Here is a 16,748-nt window from a genome sequence, read left to right as displayed (position 1 = left end):
TTGGCGTGGTAGCCAAGCGGTAAGGCAACTGTCTGCAAAACAGTTATTCACCGGTTCAAATCCGGTCCACGCCTTTAGAGTTCTTTTTAAATAGCGGTAACAGCGGTTCTCCCGCACGACTTGTAAAATACAGCGGGATCCCGACTGAACCGAAGGTGAACGTCGGGAGAATCCGCTCGTCGCCTTAGAATTTCCTCGCTATCGCCAGTATGGAAATTCACCCCGAAGCCAGCGAAGAAAATTATTGAGCGAGGCGAAAGAATTTTCGAGTGCTTTGGCGAGGGGCAAAAACTTAAGTTTTGCGACAAGCCGAGTAGCGAGCGGAGTATCTGGAATACTACGGTTAGAAAATTTACAAGCGTTTAGGCAAGGGGCGACAAACAAAATAGCGAGCGGAGTATCTGAGGTAAAGTTGCATGCCGAATAAAAGAAAAGAATTAAATATCGGCGGATCTGATCTTTGGTATTTAGTGGGGTTGGTTACAAGCGACGGCTGTCTATCCGGGGATAAAAGGCACATAGATATTACTTCTAAAGATTATGGGTTTCTGGATAAATTAAAAAATGCCCTAGGCTTGAAGAATAAAATCGGAACTAAAAATAAAGAAAGGCCTAATCAGGCTTATTATTTACAATTCTCAAATAAGAACCTTTATGAATTTTTAGTTGCAATAGGATTAAAGCCGAATAAGTCTTTAAGTTTAGGTAATCTGGATGTTCCTGAAAAGTTCTTTGTTGATTTCTTGCGCGGCTTAATTGATGGAGACGGAAGTATCCGTAGCTGGGTGCATCCATCTAATAATAGAGAGCAGTGGAGTTTAAGAATTTATTCCGGCTCTCCAAAATTTATTCATTGGTTAAGGAGTACAGTAGAGAAATTATTGTTGGCCCGAGGCAGGACGCACAAGAGTGCAGGCAATGTGTGGGTGTTGAAATATGGCAAAATGGCTGCAAGAAAAATTGTTGCGCAATGTTATTATAAAAACTGTTTTGGTTTGGAAAGAAAAATAAAATTAGCCCAAGAATGCATTAATGCATCTGTGGGCTGGGGTAAGAGTAAAACAGTTATTTAGCTTTGTTCTTAAAAATTTTGGGCAGGTGTTGGAATGGCAGACAATGGAGACTTAAAATCTCCCGCTTGCAAGAGCGTGAGGGTTCAACTCCCTCCCTGCCCATTAAATTTTAACGAGGATACAGCAGCGGCAATGTAAGTATGACTTTAATTGTTCCGTTAATATTTGTGTTGGTGTTGCATATTTTTATTCGTCGTGGTATCCGCGACACGGTCAAAAAGAGTAAATTTGTATTTATATCCAATGTGGTCTTCTTGGCATTGTTGATATGGATGGCATGGCAGGCGCAAGCTAACTTTAATGCTCGAAGCCAGGCCATTGAAAAAGGGGAATCAAAATAAAATTTTAACGAAGCGGTTTTTAACAGCTATCCGCCGCAAGCGGATTGATATAACTCGGAGTTTCGCTGAATTTCCGCCTTCGGCGGATACATTGGAAGGTTGCCTCGATGCGTAAGATGTGCCGAAATTTTCAAAATTAAAATTTCGGCACACTCATCGAGGTTTCACTGAATTTCCGCCTTCGGCGGATACATTTTGGTGTTCAAGGGCTCATAGCTCAGTTGGTTAGAGCGTTGCGTTGACATCGCAAAGGCCAGAGGTTCAAGTCCTCTTGGGCCCACCATTTAAAAAGCGTAAAGTGTAAAGCGAAAAGCGTAAAACCAAAAAGCTTTAAATTTTTAATTTTGGTTTTTAATTTTGCGCTTTTAGCTTTACGCTAAGGAAAAGTTATTATGGACATATCGGTTTTACGGCATTCCTGTTCTCACGTAATGGCCCAAGCGGTAAAAGAGCTTTGGCCGCAGGCGAAGGTTACTATCGGTCCGGCTATTGAGGACGGGTTTTATTATGATTTTGATAAAAAAGAGCCGTTTACCGACGATGATTTGGCCAAGATCGAAGAATCTATGCGCCGGATCATTGCCAAGAATGAGCCTTTTATAAGAGAAGAATTAAATACGGCTGAGGCAATAAAGTTCTTTGAACAGCGTAAAGAAGATTACAAGGTGGAATTGATTAAGGCTTTGAATGTGGACAAGGTCTCTATTTACAAAACAGGAAATAGTTTCGTAGATTTATGCCGCGGCCCGCACATAGATTCAACCGGGCAGATTAAGGCCTTTAAATTATTGTCAGTGGCAGGTGCGTATTGGCATGGTATTGAAACCAACCCCATGCTGCAGAGGATTTATGGCACCTGCTTCCAGACGCAAAAAGAATTAGACGAACATCTCAAGAATTTAGAAGAAGCGAAAAAGCGCGACCATCGAAAGCTAGGGCCCCAGCTAGAGCTCTTCGATATCTTTTATGAAGATGCCGGCCCGGGCTTGGTATTTTATTTGCCTAAGGGGGCAATTCTTCGCCGGATCATTGAAGATTACGAGAAAAACGCGCATTTGGCGCGCGGGTATCAAATGGTCTTGACTCCGCATATTATGCAGTCAGGCCTTTGGCAGACCTCAGGGCATTATGATTATTACCGGCAGAACATGTATTGTTTTAAGATTGAGGAAAAAGAATTTGTTTTAAAGCCGATGAATTGTCCGGGGCATATTTTGATTTATAAATCCAAGACCAGAAGTTATCGCGACTTGCCGTTACGGCTTTTTGAGCAGGGAACAGTTTATCGCCATGAGAAGGCAGGGGTTTTGCACGGTCTTTTGCGCGTGCGCGGGTTTACTCAAGATGACGCGCACATCTTTTGCCTGCCAGAACAGCTCAAAGATGAGATTCAAAAGGTCATAGATTTTGTCTTTGACACCATGAAGGACTTTGGATTTTCAGATATACAGATTGAATTAAGCACCCAGCCGGAAAAATTTATCGGAACGCAAGGAGATTGGGACAAGGCAACAGCAGGATTGGAGAACGCGCTTAAGGAAAAAGGCCTGGCCTATACTATTAATGCCGGTGATGGAGCCTTTTATGGCCCAAAGATAGATATTAAGCTAAAAGATGCCTTGAAACGGCAATGGCAATGTGCTACCATACAATGTGATTTTGCGCTGCCTAAGCGCTTTAATTTAGAATATATAGACCAGGATGGCCAGGCCAAGCAGCCGGTCATGCTGCATCGCGTCTTATTGGGTAGCTTAGAGAGATTCTTAGGCGCGCTTGTCGAACATTATGCTGGCGCTTTCCCGGTGTGGCTGGCGCCGGTGCAGGTAGCCATTGTTCCGATTAACGCGGTATTTGAAGGTTATGCTCAAGAAGTCAAACGCGCGCTTGAAGAAATTTCTTTGCGCGCGGAACTGGTTTCTGGAAGTGAAACTTTAAATAAGCGCATCCGCCAGAAAGAAGTGGAAAAGGTCCCTTATATTCTGGTTATAGGAGCGCGGGAAGAGGAACAAAAGCAGGTTTCTGTCAGGCAGAGAGGGCAAAAAGATTTAGGCGCGATGAGCTTGGCGGATTTTATCATAAAAATCAAAGAACAAATTAATAACAAGCAGTAAAACACCAAGGAGGTTGCTATAAAGAAATTTATTCGCGTTAACGAAAAAATCCGCGTCTCGCAGGTAAGAGTTATTGGCTCAGAAGGAAATCAATTAGGGATTATGGCTACTAACCGGGCGCTTGAAATTGCCAACCAAAGCGATTTAGACTTAGTGGAAGTTGCTCCAGCTTCTGTTCCGCCTGTTTGCAGGGTAATGGATTTTAGTAAATTCAAATATGACCAGGAGAAAAAAGAGCGCGAGGCCAAGAAACACCAGAAGCTGACGCATTTAAAAGAGATACGCGTTAAGCCAAATATCAATGAACACGATTATCAGACCAAGTTAAGGCAGGTAATCGCGTTTTTGCAGAAAAAAGACAAAGTTAAGGTTAATCTTTTCTTCCGCGGCAGGCAAATGGAACATATGGACTTAGGAAGAAAAATTCTGGATAAATTCGTCGTCGATACAAAGAACGACGCGGTGATGGAAAAAGAGCCAAGTTTAGAAGGCAGGATTATTTCACTGGTGCTTGCTCCGAAATAACCAATATAAGAATGAGAGGCCAAAGATATGCCCAAACTTAAAAGTAAAAAAGGGGTAATGAAAAGATTCAAACGCTCTAAAACAGGAAAAATAAAATATTATGCCGGAGGGAAAAGCCACCTGGCGACTAACAAAAAAACAAAACGCATCCGTTCTTTAAGAAGGGCCAAGACTATTGACGGGGCCCCGGAAAAGAAATATTTAAGAAGAATGATGCCCTATGCCTAAAGCAATACAAGAGGAGTAAAAATGCCAAAAGTTAAACATAGCCAAGCTACCAGAAGAAGAAAGACCCGCACATTAAAAAGCGCCAAAGGTTTTTTCGGCGACCGGAGCAAGCAGTATCAGCAGGCGCGCAGGGCCCTGATGCATGCTTTAAAATACGCCTACCGCGACCGCAGGAATAAAAAACGGTTGATCCGCTCCCTTTGGATCGTGCGCATCAATGCCGCTTGCCGCGAAAACGGGATCACCTACAGCAAGTTTATGAACGCCCTTAAAAAAGCAAAAATCACTTTGGACAGAAAGATTATCGCAGAGTTGGCGGTTAATAATCTCCCAGCGTTCAATAAGCTTATGGAAATCGCCAAAAAAGGATAGGCATGTATATAATTATTGTGGGCTGTGGCCGGGTCGGCTCGCAACTTGCAAAACTTCTCTCCAATGAAGGCCACAATGTAGTGGTTATAGATAAAAGCCAATCTTCCTTTGAGCGTTTAGGCAATGCTTTTAACGGCCTGACCTTAAGCGGCAACGGGTTTGATCTAGACCTTTTAAAACAAGCCGGCATTGAAAAAAGCGACGCCTTCTGCGCGGTAACAAACGGCGACAATACCAACCTTATTTGCGCTCAAGTAGCTAAGAGAATTTTTAAAATCCCCAAGGTTTTTGCCCGGGTATACGATCCTAATCGGGCGAATATCTACGCTTATTTAGGCTTGGATATCATAAGCGGGACAGTGCTTTTTGCGTCTATGCTGCGCGATAAGATCATTGAAAGCCGTTTTTCAAGCTATCTTATCGAAACCAAAGAGTTGGGTGTGTTGGAAATTGAGGCCAAGGATAGCCTTGTGGGAAAATCCGTTCAGGAAATAAACGATCCGCCGGATATACTGGTTGTGGCGATAAGAAGGGTAGATGGAGTAATCATCCCGCAGCCCGGCACTGTTTTAAAACCAAAAGATTCTTTGATGGCGGTGGTCAAGGTTTCCAGCTTAAAGAAAATTAAAGATAGGTTTGGCGTTTAAAGATAAGAGCATATTATGTATATCGTGATTGTGGGGGCTGGGAAAGTAGGGTATTTTTTGGCCAAGAAAATGTCTTTGGCTAAGCATACCATAATTTTGGTGGATAAAAACCGCGAGATTTGCGAAGAGATAGCTAAAGATCTGGATGTCTTGGTTATAAACGGAGATGGTTGTGACCAGAACATATTAGAAGAAGCAGGATCGGGCAGGGCCGATGTTGTGGCGGCTGTTACCGGAGAAGACGAAGATAATTTAATCATCTGTCAGCTTGTTAAAGAGCGTTTTAATGTCGGGCGCACCGTCGCCAGAGTCAACAACCCTGATAATGAGCATACCTTTTTTGAGTTGGGCGTGGACGTGCCCATTGATTCCACCAAGATAATCGCCAAGATCATTGAAGAGGAGGTTTCTTTCTCTGATTTTGTCAACTTGATGAGTTTTAAGCGCGGGAAGCTAGCTATTGTGCGCGTTGACCTGCCCAAAGATTCTCCTGTCATCAATAAACAGCTTCACCAGATACAATTGCCTAAAGACGCGGTTTTGGTTTCTATCGTCAGAGGCGAAGAAGTAATTATTCCCAAAGGAAACACCGTTCTTCTTCCCGGAGATGATATTATCGCCATTACGGTTATCGGCAATGAGCCGCAGCTGGTGAACCTGTTAGTAGGTAACTTATAATTCTTTATGAGATTGACTACTTTTAAAAACGCTATTGTCGGGATGGCTACTGAAGTGGCTTTTGCCTTATTCGTTATGGCCATTGCCGCGGGAATATGTTTTATTCTTTATTTAAAATGATACTTCGCCCGGTATTACAAGATATTAAAAATATAGGCTACTATTTAGGCAAGGTCATTCTTGGGCTTGGCATGACCTTTATCCTGCCGCTGGTTGTCGCGGTTGTCTTTAAAGAAAAAAACCCCACCCTTGATTTTCTGATCAGTTTTTCCGTGACCATGCTTTTTGGGTATTTGTTGTCGCTTATTTGTTACAGCGAGGAAGATTTAACCTGGATGCAGGGGATGATCGTGGTTTCTCTTGCCTGGGGGGCGGCTAGTTTATTTGGGGCGCTGCCTTTATTCTTAAGCGGGCATTGGCATAGTTTCCTAGACGCTGTCTTTGATAGTATGTCTGGTTTTGCCACGACCGGGTTATCATTGGCGCAGGGCATGGATAAGCTTTCTTACGCGCATAATTTCTGGCGGCATTTAATTATGTTTATCGGAGGCCAGGGCATTGCCATTGTCGCGTTATCCTTTTTGGTGAAAGGCATCTCCGGGGCATTCAAAATGTATGTAGGAGAGGCCCGCGATGAGAAGGTGCTGCCCAATGTCATTGGCACCGCCAGATTTATTTGGCTGGTCAGCATCGTATATCTGGTTTTGGGCACGCTTGCCATCGGGTTTGTTGGCATATTAGAGGGGATCAAGCCCGTAAATGCCTTTTTCCATGGCGCCTGCCTTTTTATGGCCGCCTTTGACACCGGAGGGTTTGCTCCGCAATCGCAGAACATCCTTTATTACCACAGCTTTTCCATAGAAGTAATAACAATAGTAATAATGTTTTTAGGCGCGATTAATTTTAAATTGCATTACTATGTTTGGACTGGTAATTGGCGCGAGGTATACCGTAATATTGAAATGCGCGTATTAACCATAACTATTTTAGCTGTTTTTGGGATTTCCTGCGCGGGGCTTTTTAAAGATGCGAGTTATCCTTCGGCAATAATGCTTTTTAGAAAAGGATTCTATCAGATTATTTCCGGGCACACAGGAACCGGATTTATGACTATTTATCCCGCGCAGTTTAAGGCCCAGTGGAATGATCTGGCCTTGACGGGTTTAGTCTTAGCAATGATGCTGGGTGGCGCGATATGCTCTACTACCGGGGGGATAAAGATACTTCGTGTCGGAATAATTTTTAAGGCGCTCTGGCAGGATATTAAAAGGATTATCGTTCCGGAGCGCGCGGTAATCATGCAAAAAGTGCATCACATTAAAGATTTGTTTTTGGAAGATAAACAGGTGCGTTCGGTTTTTTTGATTACGGTGTCATACTTGGCGCTCTATTTTTTAGGGTCGCTAATCGCCATGTTTTACGGTTATGGGTTTCTGGAATCTTTGTTTGAATCCGCTTCCGCGGCAGCCAACGTGGGCTTATCCTGCGGCATTACAAGTGTCGACATGCCCGCAGGATTAAAGATTACCTATATCCTGCAGATGTGGGCGGGAAGATTAGAGTTTATGTCTATTTTTGCCTTGCTTGGGTTTATTTGGGCTGCACTTAAAGGAAAATCATGAATAAATTAAAAATGAAAAATGCAAAGCGCAAAACCATAATTAAAAATTTAAAACTTTACATTTTAAGTTTTAGTTTTGCGTTTTTCGCTTGTAGTTTTGCGCTTACTTGTTTTGCTCAGGCTGTGTCAAGTAACGATTTAATCAAGAATGCCAAATTCTACGACGGAAAAATCGTGGTTTACAAGGGTGAAGCCGTTGGGGAAGTTATGCCAAGGGGCGAGTTTTCTTGGGTCAATATTCTAGAGGGAAACAATGCTATTGGAGCGTGGATGCCGTTAGATTTGTCGCGCCAGATTAATTTTTGCGCTGATTATAAGCACAAAGGCGATATTATCGAAATAACCGGCGTGTTTAATAATGCGTGTAAGCAGCATGGGGGAGATTTGGATATTCATGTTTTATCTTTGCGTAAGATCCAAGACGGTGCTAAAATTATAGAAGACCTTGATAAATTTAAAACAAAATTAGCCATTACGCTTTTTGCGGGGTTCATTTTGATTTTAATCTTAGGCTGGGCGCTTAATAAACGCTGATATTAGAAAATATGGGAAATACTAACTGTGAAGAAATCAAACAGCAGGCAGAGCAGGAATTAATATCTGTCAGCGACAAACAGGCCCTGGAGGCGTTACGCGTTAAATACTTAGGAAGAAAAGGGCTTTTAGCGCAGTTGATGAGCGTTATCCCCAGTCTTCCTGTAGAAGAGCGCGCGGCATTCGGACAGGCAGCTAATGTTTTGAAAAATGAATTAGCCGAGCTTTTTGACCAGAAGCAAAAAGACATGGTTTCCGGCGCTCATAAGGGAAACCAGGCAGCAGTGGATATAAGCATGCCCGGGATAGCTTGCGATATAGGCAATCTTCATCCGATTACTCAAGTTATTGATGAAATCTGTAATGTGTTTTCGCGTATGGGATTTTCTATAGAGGATGGCCCGGAAATAGAAACCGAGTTTAATAATTTTACTGGCCTTAATATCCCGCTTGATCATCCTTCGCGGGATGCCTTTGATACTTTTTATTTAAAGCCTAATGCCGGCAGCAATGAAAAACTTCTTTTAAGAAGCCACACCTCGCCAGCGCAGGTACGCTTAATGAAATCACGCAAGCCTGCTTTGTCAGTTGTGGTTCCGGGCAGGGTTTATCGCCCAGACGCGGTGGATGCCAGCCACTCTTTTATGTTCCATCAGGTTGAAGGCTTGGTAGTGGATAAACATATTACCTTGGCGCACTTAAAAGGCGCGCTTGAGGAATTTGCAAAAGCGGTGTTTGGTAAACATATTACCATGCGCTTTAGGCCGCATTTCTTTCCTTTTACCGAGCCGTCAGTGGAGGTGGATATTTCCTGTATTATCTGTCAGGGGAAGGGATGTTCAGTCTGCGGCAAGAAAAAGTGGCTTGAGATTTTAGGCGCCGGGATGGTGCATCCTAATGTTTTTAAACACGTCGGCTACAACCATAAAATATACAGCGGATTTGCTTTCGGCATGGGGGTGGAGCGCATTGCTATGTTAAAGTACGGCATTGATGATATCCGCTTATTTTTTGAGAACGATTTAAGATTCCTAAAACAATTTTAAAATATGAAGCTTATCTATAATTGGCTTAAGGATTTTGTGGGGATTAAAACTTCTCCCCTGGAATTAGCCCGGCGCCTGACCATGGCAGGGTTAGAGGTTAAGGCCGTTGAGGAGAAAGACGGGGATTTTGTTTTTGAGATTGAGATTACCTCAAACCGCCCGGATTGGTTAAGCGTTATAGGTGTGGCAAGGGAAGCAGCGGCAGTTACAAATTCAAAATTAAAAATTAAAAATGAAAAAATAAAAATACAAAAACCAAAAGAAAATCAGGGCGTAAAAATAACCATTGAAGACAAGAAAGATTGTTCGCTTTATACGGCTAAAATTATCAAAGGGGTTTCTGTGGGGGTGTCGCCTGAGTGGCTTAAGAAGCGCCTGGAATTAATCGGTTGCCGCAGTATCAACAACGTTGTGGATATTACTAATTATGCCATGTTTACATATGGCGAACCCTTACACGCCTTTGATGCGGATAAACTGGCCTCTTACGAAATAGAAGTGCGCCGCGCCAATGCTGGCGAGCAATTGGTGACTATCGACGGCGTATTTCGCAAGCTGGATAAAGATATCTTGGTTATTGCGGATAAACAACAGGCCCAAGCTGTTGCCGGGATCATGGGCGGTAAAAGTACCGAGGTAACCGCATCTACGCGTAATATTCTTTTAGAAGCAGCGATTTTCGACCCAGTTCTTATAAGAAGAGCAAGAAGAAAGTTGGGGATGCAAACGGATTCTTCTTACCGTTTTGAGCGCGGCATAGATACCCAGACTGCGCTGGTTTCTTCGGATTATGCCGCGCGCATGATCATTCAGCTGGCCGGAGGCAATTTAATTTGCGCGCGTGAAAAAGGCGCAACCAAGATTCTTAAAAAAACGATTTCGGTAAATTACTCTTCTGTGCAAAGAATTTTGGGCGCAAGCATTTCGCCAGCACTAATGAAAAATATCTTAGCGGCATTAGGTTTTGGAGTAAAGGGGTCAAAAACATGTTTTTCCGTGACAGTGCCATCGGCGCGCCAGGACGTGGAAGAAGAGGTAGATCTCATAGAAGAGATCGCGCGTATCTTCGGGATTGAAAATATTCCCGCGGAAGTTCCCTATGTCAAACCCCAACCGCGTGCACGTACGCGTTTTGATATTATTAGTAAAACAAAGAATATCCTTATCGCGCAAGGCGTAAATGAAGCAATTACCTATACATTAATTGACCGAAAACTTTTAGAATTGTTTTCTTGGCCCGTAGATGAAGCCGCCAGATTAGTGAATCCCTTAAGCGAGGAGCAGGAATTTTTGCGGCCGTGCATCATTGCTTCTCTTGTCCGGGCCGCGGCATTGAATTTGAAACAAAAACAGCCCCTGGTAGAGTTATTTGAGGTGGGGAAAATTTATACCGCCGGCAATAACGAAGAGCTGGTTTTAGGGCTTGTTCTTTGCGGCAAGAAATCAGTTGTCACGCAAGAGGCGGTAGTAAATATTAAGGAAGGTTTTTTACGCCTTAAGGGGATAATCCAGAATTTATTTTCCGGTTTAGGCATAGCCCAACCGGAAATCTTATTCAATGAAACAACCGCAGGGTTTAAGGTTAAATTAAATTCAAAAGAAATAGGCCAATTTGTTAAAGTTTCCTCGGCAGCGCTTGAGGCGATGGATGTTAAGTATCAAGAAGTTTACGCCGCGCAAATTTCTCTGGAAGAAATATTAATGCAAGCGTTGCCGGAAAAGAAGTTTGTCCCCGTGTCTATTTTTCCCGCTATCTGCCGGGATATAAGTTTTGTCGTGCAGGAAAATATCAGTTTCAAGCAAATTACGGATTTGGCGCACAAGACAGCAGGGTTATTGCTTGAGCAAGTAAAGATTACAGATATTTACCGCGGTAAGCAGATCCCGCAGGGATGCAAGAATTTCACTGTTTCCTGCGTCTATCGTTTGCCGAATCGCACTTTGACTGACCTAGAGGTTAGCCCTATACACGCCTGCGTTGTGCAGGCTTTGACACAAGCGCTTTCCGCCCAGATTCGCTAATCTTGTTTTTCCGCAGAGGATATGCTATACTTTTGTTAGAAGTTGTTATTATAGATTCCCTGCGGTGCGCGTCAGGTATTTTGATTGGTGATCCAACACCTATAAAATGGGGCTATTTACCTTCTAGCGGCGCTTTGGGCGTCCGGAGGCAGCCCCACGTGATCAAGGGGTTCAACCAATCGAAGCCAACGCCACAAAGCGCGGGGATTTTTTTTAATGAGCGCATAACTTACTGAGCGCGAAGCACGAAGTAAGTTATATGCGCGAATTAACTCCGATACTTGCGAGGAAAGTGATATCGTTTCGTTCTTCAATTTCCGAAGCGTTTTAGTATCGGAGCAGGCAAGCAGAGCAAATAAAATATTCGTTAGTGCCGTCTGCGAAAAATCCCGATGCGCCGCAGGCGCAGAGGGATAACCAAGTTTTAACATGACAACTAACCCTTCCGATTTTTTCTCTGAAACCAAACCCGAAAATATCAAGAACCGTCCGCTTTCTGTGCGCATGCGTCCTGTGCGCCTAGATGATTTTATTGGGCAAGAGCATATTGTAGGTAAAGGCAAACTTTTGCGCCGGGCTATTGAAGCAGATAGAGTAAGCTCGGTAATTTTATTTGGGCCCCCCGGATGCGGTAAGACTTCTCTTGCCTGGTGCATTGCTAATGTTACACAGGCTAACCATGTTTCTATTAATGCCACCACCTCTAACGTTGAAGAATTAAGAAAAATCATTAATCAGGCAAAGCATAGCAAATCCGCGCTTGGCAAAAAGACCATTCTTTTTATTGATGAGATCCACCGCTTTAATAAAGCCCAACAAGATGTTTTACTGCCCGACGTAGAAGAGGGGAATGTAATTCTTATCGGAGCAACCGTACACAATCCGTTTTTCTCTATCGCCGCGCCTCTTATTTCCCGGTCTTTGGTCTGCGAATTAAAGGCATTAAAGGAAAAAGATATTTTAGCGGTTTTAAATGCCGCGTTAAAAGATAAAGATAGAGGTTTAGGCAGCTTAAAGATTAGGGCAGATAAAAAAGCGCTGGAATTTTTAGCCAAGGTCTGCGAGGGTGATGCACGAAGAGCGTTAAATGCTTTAGAAGTTGGAGCATTAACTACGCCTAAAGATAAAGACGGCGCAGTAAAATTTGATTTAGAGGTAGCCTCAGAATCTATTCAGAAAAAACCCGTGGTTTATGATAAAGACGAAGACGCGCATTATGATACCGCATCAGCGTTTATTAAGTCTATGCGCGGAAGCGACCCGGACGCGGCGCTGTATTGGATGGCCAAGATGCTTTACGCCGGAGAAGATCCTCGTTTTATCGCCAGAAGGATCTGTATTTTAGCTTCCGAGGACGTGGGAAATGCCGATCCATTAGCTTTAGTTTTAGCAAACGCGGCTTTGCAGATTTCAGAATTTATCGGCATGCCCGAGGCAAGGATTCCTTTGGCGCAGGCTTGTGTTTATGTCTCAAGCGCGCCTAAATCCAATGCCAGCTATTTGGCCATAGAAAAGGCGCTGGCAGATATCGCCAGTAACAAAGTGCAGGAAGTGCCGGATCATTTAAAAGACGCGACTATGGACGGCGATAAACTTGGCCATGGCAAAGATTATAAATACGCCCATGATTTTCCTGATCACTACGTCAAACAAAAATACACCAAGAAAACTGTTCGCTATTACGAACCCACTGACATCGGCCACGAAGCAAAAATAAAACAAAGATTAGACAAACTGCGCGACGGTAAGCAATAAAAAAGGCGCTTTTTGCAAGGCGCCTTTTTTGTCAATATTTACACAAATTCTATACGTAGTTCTTTTTTGAAAAGCGCGGCGAGCCGGATAAGCGTATTAATAGAAAGGCTGTTGTTTCTTGGGTTTTCCAAACGGGAAACAGTTTGTTGAGTTGTGCGCAGTAATTTGGCTAAATCTTTCTGACTGTAATTATTATTTTTCCTGAGCAGGGCTATTTTGACAGCGATATCCACGTAGATCCCCTCTTCTTCGTAGGCCTTACGAAAGGTTTCGTTTTTTAGCTGTTCTTTTAGATATGAAGAAAATTTCTTTACGCCTTTCATATAATTATATCTCCATTTCTTATTCTAAATTGAAAATCCACGATTATATTTTGCGCTTTTTCCATTTCCTGTATCGGCACCCCGCTAGTTTTCTTTATAAAGCCATGGGTAATGACAATATATCTGCCGTGGAAGAAGTAAAGTAATCTATATTGCTGTGACGCAAAGACAATTCTTAGTTCGCGAATTTTATCTCTTATTATATCAGCATAAGGCCTGGGTAAATCCGGCCCACAGATCTCTAATCGTTCAATCCAACGACTGATCTTGGTTCGTACTTTTACCGGCAAGCTGTTTAGAAAATCTTCTGTGGGGCAACTGCCGTTTGCTGTTTGATAAAATAATATCTGATACCGAAATATATCTACCATTTTAAGTTTACACTATTTTTGGTGTATTGTCAAGTTATTTTTAAATTTTCCCTCCTTGCCTTAATAGACGCATGGCCCGCTCAAACCTTACAATATTTTTTAGGCTATGTTTAGGTAGTTTTTGCTTGCCGCGCCTGGTAAAGGGTGTTAGAATAATTTTTAGAGGAGCAATTATGGTTGTAACAGAGAAGAAAACTATTGCAGAGATTATAGATAGCTTACAAGGATACACCAAGGTATTTATTGTGGGTTGTGGTGAATGTTCTACTACCTGCAAGACCGGCGGCGTAGAAGAGGTGGTTAATATGCGTCAAGAGCTTGAAAAACAAGGCAAGCTCGTGGTTGGTTCTTGCATTCCGGAGGCGCCTTGTATTGCGGCAAAACTTAAGTCGGAAATGGCCAAGCATATGGCGGAATTGCGCCAAGCCGAAGCTTGTTTGGTGCTTTCCTGCGGCCTAGGAGTTCAGTCGGTAAAAGACAACGACCGCTTTAATCTGGCAGTGGTCCCCGGCAATGACACATGTTTTACCGCGGCAATGAATGCCAAAGGAGAGTTTTTAGAGAAGTGTTCTTTGTGCGCCGAATGCGTCTTGGCATCTACCGGCGGGATTTGCCCGGTAACTTTGTGCGCCAAGGGCCTCTTGAACGGCCCTTGCGGAGGCATGAACAAGGGTAAATGCGAAACTGATCCGGAAAAAGACTGCGCCTGGGTACTTATTTATAAGCAATTAGAGAAAAATAAGACAATGGATAATTATAAGAAGATGCGCCCGGCCCGGGACTATTCAAAATCCCTGCGTCCGCGCAAGAAAGTCCTTGTTTAAAGGCATCAAAACCATGGTAAAGAAGAGTTCCAAGCAATTGACAAAGCAGGTAATACGTAGTAAAATGCTCTTACAATTAAAAACCCATAAGGAGGGTGAAAAGAAAAGCAAGGTTATTAAGGCCAAGCTTTTAAAAAGCCGGCTTTTTCAGAAGGCGAAAATAGTAATGTTTTATCTTGCTTTTGGTGGTGAGGTTGAAACAGAAGAGATGATTAAAAAAGCTAGAAAACTAGGTAAGATCGTGGCTGTTCCGTTTTGCCGGCAAAATAGAAAGTTAATGCGCCCCTGTTTATTAGCGGTTAAACCGCAGTTGACTAAGGGGCCGTACGCGGTATTGCAGCCTGCCCAAGAAAGGTTGATCGGGGCGAAGGACCTGGACCTGGTTATTGTGCCGGGATTGGCCTTTGACCGTCAAGGAAACCGTTTAGGCAGAGGCAAGGGGTGTTATGACTATTTCTTAAAGAAGCTTTCACCCGCCGCGCGCAGCATCGGGCTGGCATATAAATTCCAGATTTTACCTCGTCTTCCTGTTTCCTCACGCGATACCAAAGTCAATAAAGTTATTTTCGCCTAAGCTCTCCCTATTTTAAAGACAAAAGGAGGTAGGTGTTACCATGCCATTAGTGATTATTATCGCTTTGACCACTGCCGGGGTGTCTTTGCTTGCCGGATATACGCTGCGCAAATATTGGGCGGAAAAGAAAATACAGGATGCAGAAGTACAGGCAAAAAATATCGTTGAGCAGGCGAAAAAAGAAGTCCAGGAGAAAAGGCGGGAAATAGAGCTTGAAGGAAAAGACCTTCTCTATCGCATGCGTCAGGATTTTGAGCGCCAGACTCAGGACAGAAGGCAGGAAATCGCCAATGCCGAAAAGCGCCTGACCCAAAAAGAAGAAAATATTGACCGCAGGCTTGACCTTTTGGAAAGAAAAGAAAAAGAAATAGACCAGAAGTTTGATAACAGCCGCAAGATCGAGGAATCTCTTAAAGCAAAAGACGCGCAGTTGGGGATGCTTATTGCCGAAGAAAAAGAAAGGCTGCAAAAAATTTCTTCTCTTTCTGCCGAAGAAGCCAAGCAGATACTTCTCAACCGTTTAAACGAAGAATTGGCCCAGGAAAAAGCGGGGTTTATTAAAAAAGGCGAAGAAGAAGCCAAGAGTATCGCCGATAAAAAGGCGCGTGAAATTATAAGTTTGGCTATTCAGCGTTGCGCGGCAGACCAGACCACTGAATCAACAGTAAGCGTAGTTATGCTGCCAAGCGACGAAATGAAAGGAAGAGTTATCGGCCGCGAAGGAAGAAATATCCGCGCCTTTGAAATGGCCACAGGGGTAGATGTGATTATTGATGATACCCCGGAAGCGGTGACTTTGTCTTGTTTTGATGTGGTCCGGCGTGAGACCGCGCGCATGGCGCTGGAGCGGTTGATTTCCGACGGAAGAATACATCCGGGCAGAATTGAAGAGGTTGTGGAAAAGGCCAAAAAGGAAATGAACGAAAAGATCCGCGAAGAAGGTGAACGAGCGGCCTTTGACTCCGGAGTCTCCGGGCTTAATCCGGAAATTGTAAAACTCCTGGGCCGACTGAAATACCGCACCAGTTTTGGGCAGAATGCCTTACAGCATTCCAAAGAAGTTTCTTATTTGTTGGGGGTAATGGCCTCGGAATTAGGCCTTGATTTTAAATTGGGCAGGCGCATCGGGCTTTTGCATGATTTAGGAAAGTCCATTGACCACCAGGTAGAAGGGACTCACGCAAAAATCGGCGCGGAGTTATTAAAAAAATACGGTGAGTCGCCTGAAGTGCAGCTTGCGGTTGAAGCGCATCACGAAGAGGTTGAGCCAAAGAGCATGTTTTCGGTTTTGGCAATCGCCGCTGACGCCATAAGCGCGGCCCGTCCCGGAGCGCGCAGAGAAACCTTAGAAACTTATATTAAGCGTTTGGATCAGCTTGAATCTATTGCTAATCAGTTTAAAGGCGTAGATAAAACATATGCTATCCAGGCCGGGCGTGAAATTCGGGTTATTGTCCAGCCGGAAAAGATTTCTGACGGTGAAGCAGTTAATTTAGCCCGCGATTTAAGAAAAAAGATTGAAGAGGGTATGGAATATCCGGGGCAGATCAAAGTCACGGTTATTAGAGAAACACGAGTCATTGAATACGCTAAGTAACGCAAAATTGAAAGCGAAAAATTTAAAATCATAATTTAAAACTAAAAACTCTTTGAATTTTACGCTGTAGCTTTTCGTTTTGCACTTTGCACTTTACACTTTACGC

The 16,748-nt window shown here is 43.5% G+C and carries 18 protein-coding genes and 3 tRNA genes; 19 read left to right on the top strand and 2 right to left on the bottom strand.

All coding sequences use genetic code 11. The annotated features are described in order from the left end of the window. The first annotated feature begins 2 nt into the window (after positions 1-2). The 16 genes from MUF05_04270 to MUF05_04195 all read left to right on the top strand — a co-directional run bounded on the left by MUF05_04270 (position 3) and on the right by MUF05_04195 (position 12,953). A tRNA-Cys gene (locus tag MUF05_04270) sits at positions 3-74 on the top strand. A gap of 342 nt (positions 75-416) precedes the next feature. Further along, a complete protein-coding gene (locus MUF05_04265) occupies positions 417-1,073 on the top strand; it encodes a hypothetical protein (GenBank protein ID MCU0666293.1) in 657 nt (218 codons plus the stop codon). Positions 1,074-1,092: 19 nt separating this feature from the next. Next, positions 1,093-1,175, top strand: a tRNA-Leu gene (locus MUF05_04260). Between the two features lie 38 nt (positions 1,176-1,213). Beyond that, entirely contained in the window at positions 1,214-1,414 is a 201-nt protein-coding gene (locus MUF05_04255; protein MCU0666292.1) for a hypothetical protein, read from the top strand. 206 nt (positions 1,415-1,620) lie between these two features. Further along, a tRNA-Val gene (locus tag MUF05_04250) sits at positions 1,621-1,697 on the top strand. Positions 1,698-1,806: 109 nt separating this feature from the next. After that, positions 1,807-3,525: a threonine--tRNA ligase gene (gene thrS, locus MUF05_04245; GenBank protein ID MCU0666291.1), complete on the top strand. Its 1,719-nt coding sequence runs from the start codon at positions 1,807-1,809 to the stop codon at positions 3,523-3,525. Between the two features lie 18 nt (positions 3,526-3,543). Continuing rightward, complete coding sequence (gene infC / locus MUF05_04240; GenBank protein ID MCU0666290.1) at positions 3,544-4,050, top strand: translation initiation factor IF-3; 507 nt, start codon at positions 3,544-3,546, stop codon at positions 4,048-4,050. Positions 4,051-4,077: 27 nt separating this feature from the next. After that, entirely contained in the window at positions 4,078-4,278 is a 201-nt protein-coding gene (rpmI, locus tag MUF05_04235) for a 50S ribosomal protein L35 (protein MCU0666289.1), read from the top strand. Positions 4,279-4,299: 21 nt separating this feature from the next. Beyond that, positions 4,300-4,650, top strand: a complete 351-nt coding sequence (gene rplT / locus MUF05_04230) for a 50S ribosomal protein L20 (GenBank protein MCU0666288.1) — start codon at positions 4,300-4,302, stop codon at positions 4,648-4,650. A 2-nt stretch (positions 4,651-4,652) separates the two neighbouring features. Next, positions 4,653-5,297, top strand: coding sequence for a TrkA family potassium uptake protein (locus MUF05_04225; GenBank protein MCU0666287.1), 645 nt, complete (start codon positions 4,653-4,655; stop codon positions 5,295-5,297). A 15-nt stretch (positions 5,298-5,312) separates the two neighbouring features. Next, entirely contained in the window at positions 5,313-5,975 is a 663-nt protein-coding gene (locus MUF05_04220) for an NAD-binding protein (protein ID MCU0666286.1), read from the top strand. A 95-nt stretch (positions 5,976-6,070) separates the two neighbouring features. After that, complete coding sequence (locus tag MUF05_04215; protein ID MCU0666285.1) at positions 6,071-7,597, top strand: TrkH family potassium uptake protein; 1,527 nt, start codon at positions 6,071-6,073, stop codon at positions 7,595-7,597. Then, a complete protein-coding gene (locus tag MUF05_04210; protein ID MCU0666284.1) occupies positions 7,594-8,130 on the top strand; it encodes a DNA-binding protein in 537 nt (178 codons plus the stop codon). The genes MUF05_04215 and MUF05_04210 overlap by 4 nt, the downstream gene beginning before the upstream one ends. 11 nt (positions 8,131-8,141) lie before the next feature. Then, positions 8,142-9,176, top strand: coding sequence for a phenylalanine--tRNA ligase subunit alpha (gene pheS / locus MUF05_04205; GenBank protein MCU0666283.1), 1,035 nt, complete (start codon positions 8,142-8,144; stop codon positions 9,174-9,176). 3 nt (positions 9,177-9,179) lie between these two features. Beyond that, on the top strand, positions 9,180-11,198 hold the full coding sequence (gene pheT / locus MUF05_04200; protein ID MCU0666282.1) for a phenylalanine--tRNA ligase subunit beta: 2,019 nt from the start codon (positions 9,180-9,182) through the stop codon (positions 11,196-11,198). A 429-nt stretch (positions 11,199-11,627) separates the two neighbouring features. Continuing rightward, positions 11,628-12,953: a replication-associated recombination protein A gene (locus tag MUF05_04195; GenBank protein MCU0666281.1), complete on the top strand. Its 1,326-nt coding sequence runs from the start codon at positions 11,628-11,630 to the stop codon at positions 12,951-12,953. A 38-nt stretch (positions 12,954-12,991) separates the two neighbouring features. Here the strand turns inward: MUF05_04195 and MUF05_04190 are convergent, their stop codons facing one another. Together MUF05_04190 and MUF05_04185 are read right to left on the bottom strand one after the other, a co-directional pair. After that, complete coding sequence (locus tag MUF05_04190; GenBank protein MCU0666280.1) at positions 12,992-13,276, bottom strand: helix-turn-helix transcriptional regulator; 285 nt, start codon at positions 13,274-13,276, stop codon at positions 12,992-12,994. After that, positions 13,273-13,647: a type II toxin-antitoxin system RelE/ParE family toxin gene (locus tag MUF05_04185; protein MCU0666279.1), complete on the bottom strand. Its 375-nt coding sequence runs from the start codon at positions 13,645-13,647 to the stop codon at positions 13,273-13,275. Before MUF05_04185 ends, MUF05_04190 begins: the two co-directional genes overlap by 4 nt. Before the next feature lie 173 nt (positions 13,648-13,820). On the opposite strand from MUF05_04185, the gene MUF05_04180 reads away from it, so the two are divergent. The 3 genes from MUF05_04180 to rny are packed head-to-tail and all read left to right on the top strand — an operon-like array spanning position 13,821 to position 16,642. Next, complete coding sequence (locus MUF05_04180; protein ID MCU0666278.1) at positions 13,821-14,471, top strand: methylenetetrahydrofolate reductase C-terminal domain-containing protein; 651 nt, start codon at positions 13,821-13,823, stop codon at positions 14,469-14,471. Positions 14,472-14,484: 13 nt separating this feature from the next. Then, positions 14,485-15,045, top strand: a complete 561-nt coding sequence (locus MUF05_04175; protein MCU0666277.1) for a 5-formyltetrahydrofolate cyclo-ligase — start codon at positions 14,485-14,487, stop codon at positions 15,043-15,045. A gap of 40 nt (positions 15,046-15,085) precedes the next feature. Beyond that, positions 15,086-16,642 carry a ribonuclease Y gene (rny, locus tag MUF05_04170; protein ID MCU0666276.1) on the top strand — a complete coding sequence of 519 codons (1,557 nt, stop codon included), beginning with the start codon at positions 15,086-15,088 and terminating at the stop codon, positions 16,640-16,642. Positions 16,643-16,748 lie beyond the last annotated feature (106 nt).

The sequence above is a fragment of the Candidatus Omnitrophota bacterium genome, from assembly GCA_025453395.1.
Lineage (GTDB): Bacteria > Omnitrophota > Gorgyraeia > Gygaellales > Profunditerraquicolaceae > JAlOQK01.
The sequence above is the reverse complement of the archived record's forward strand: the minus strand, read 5'-3'. Positions and strand labels throughout refer to the sequence as shown.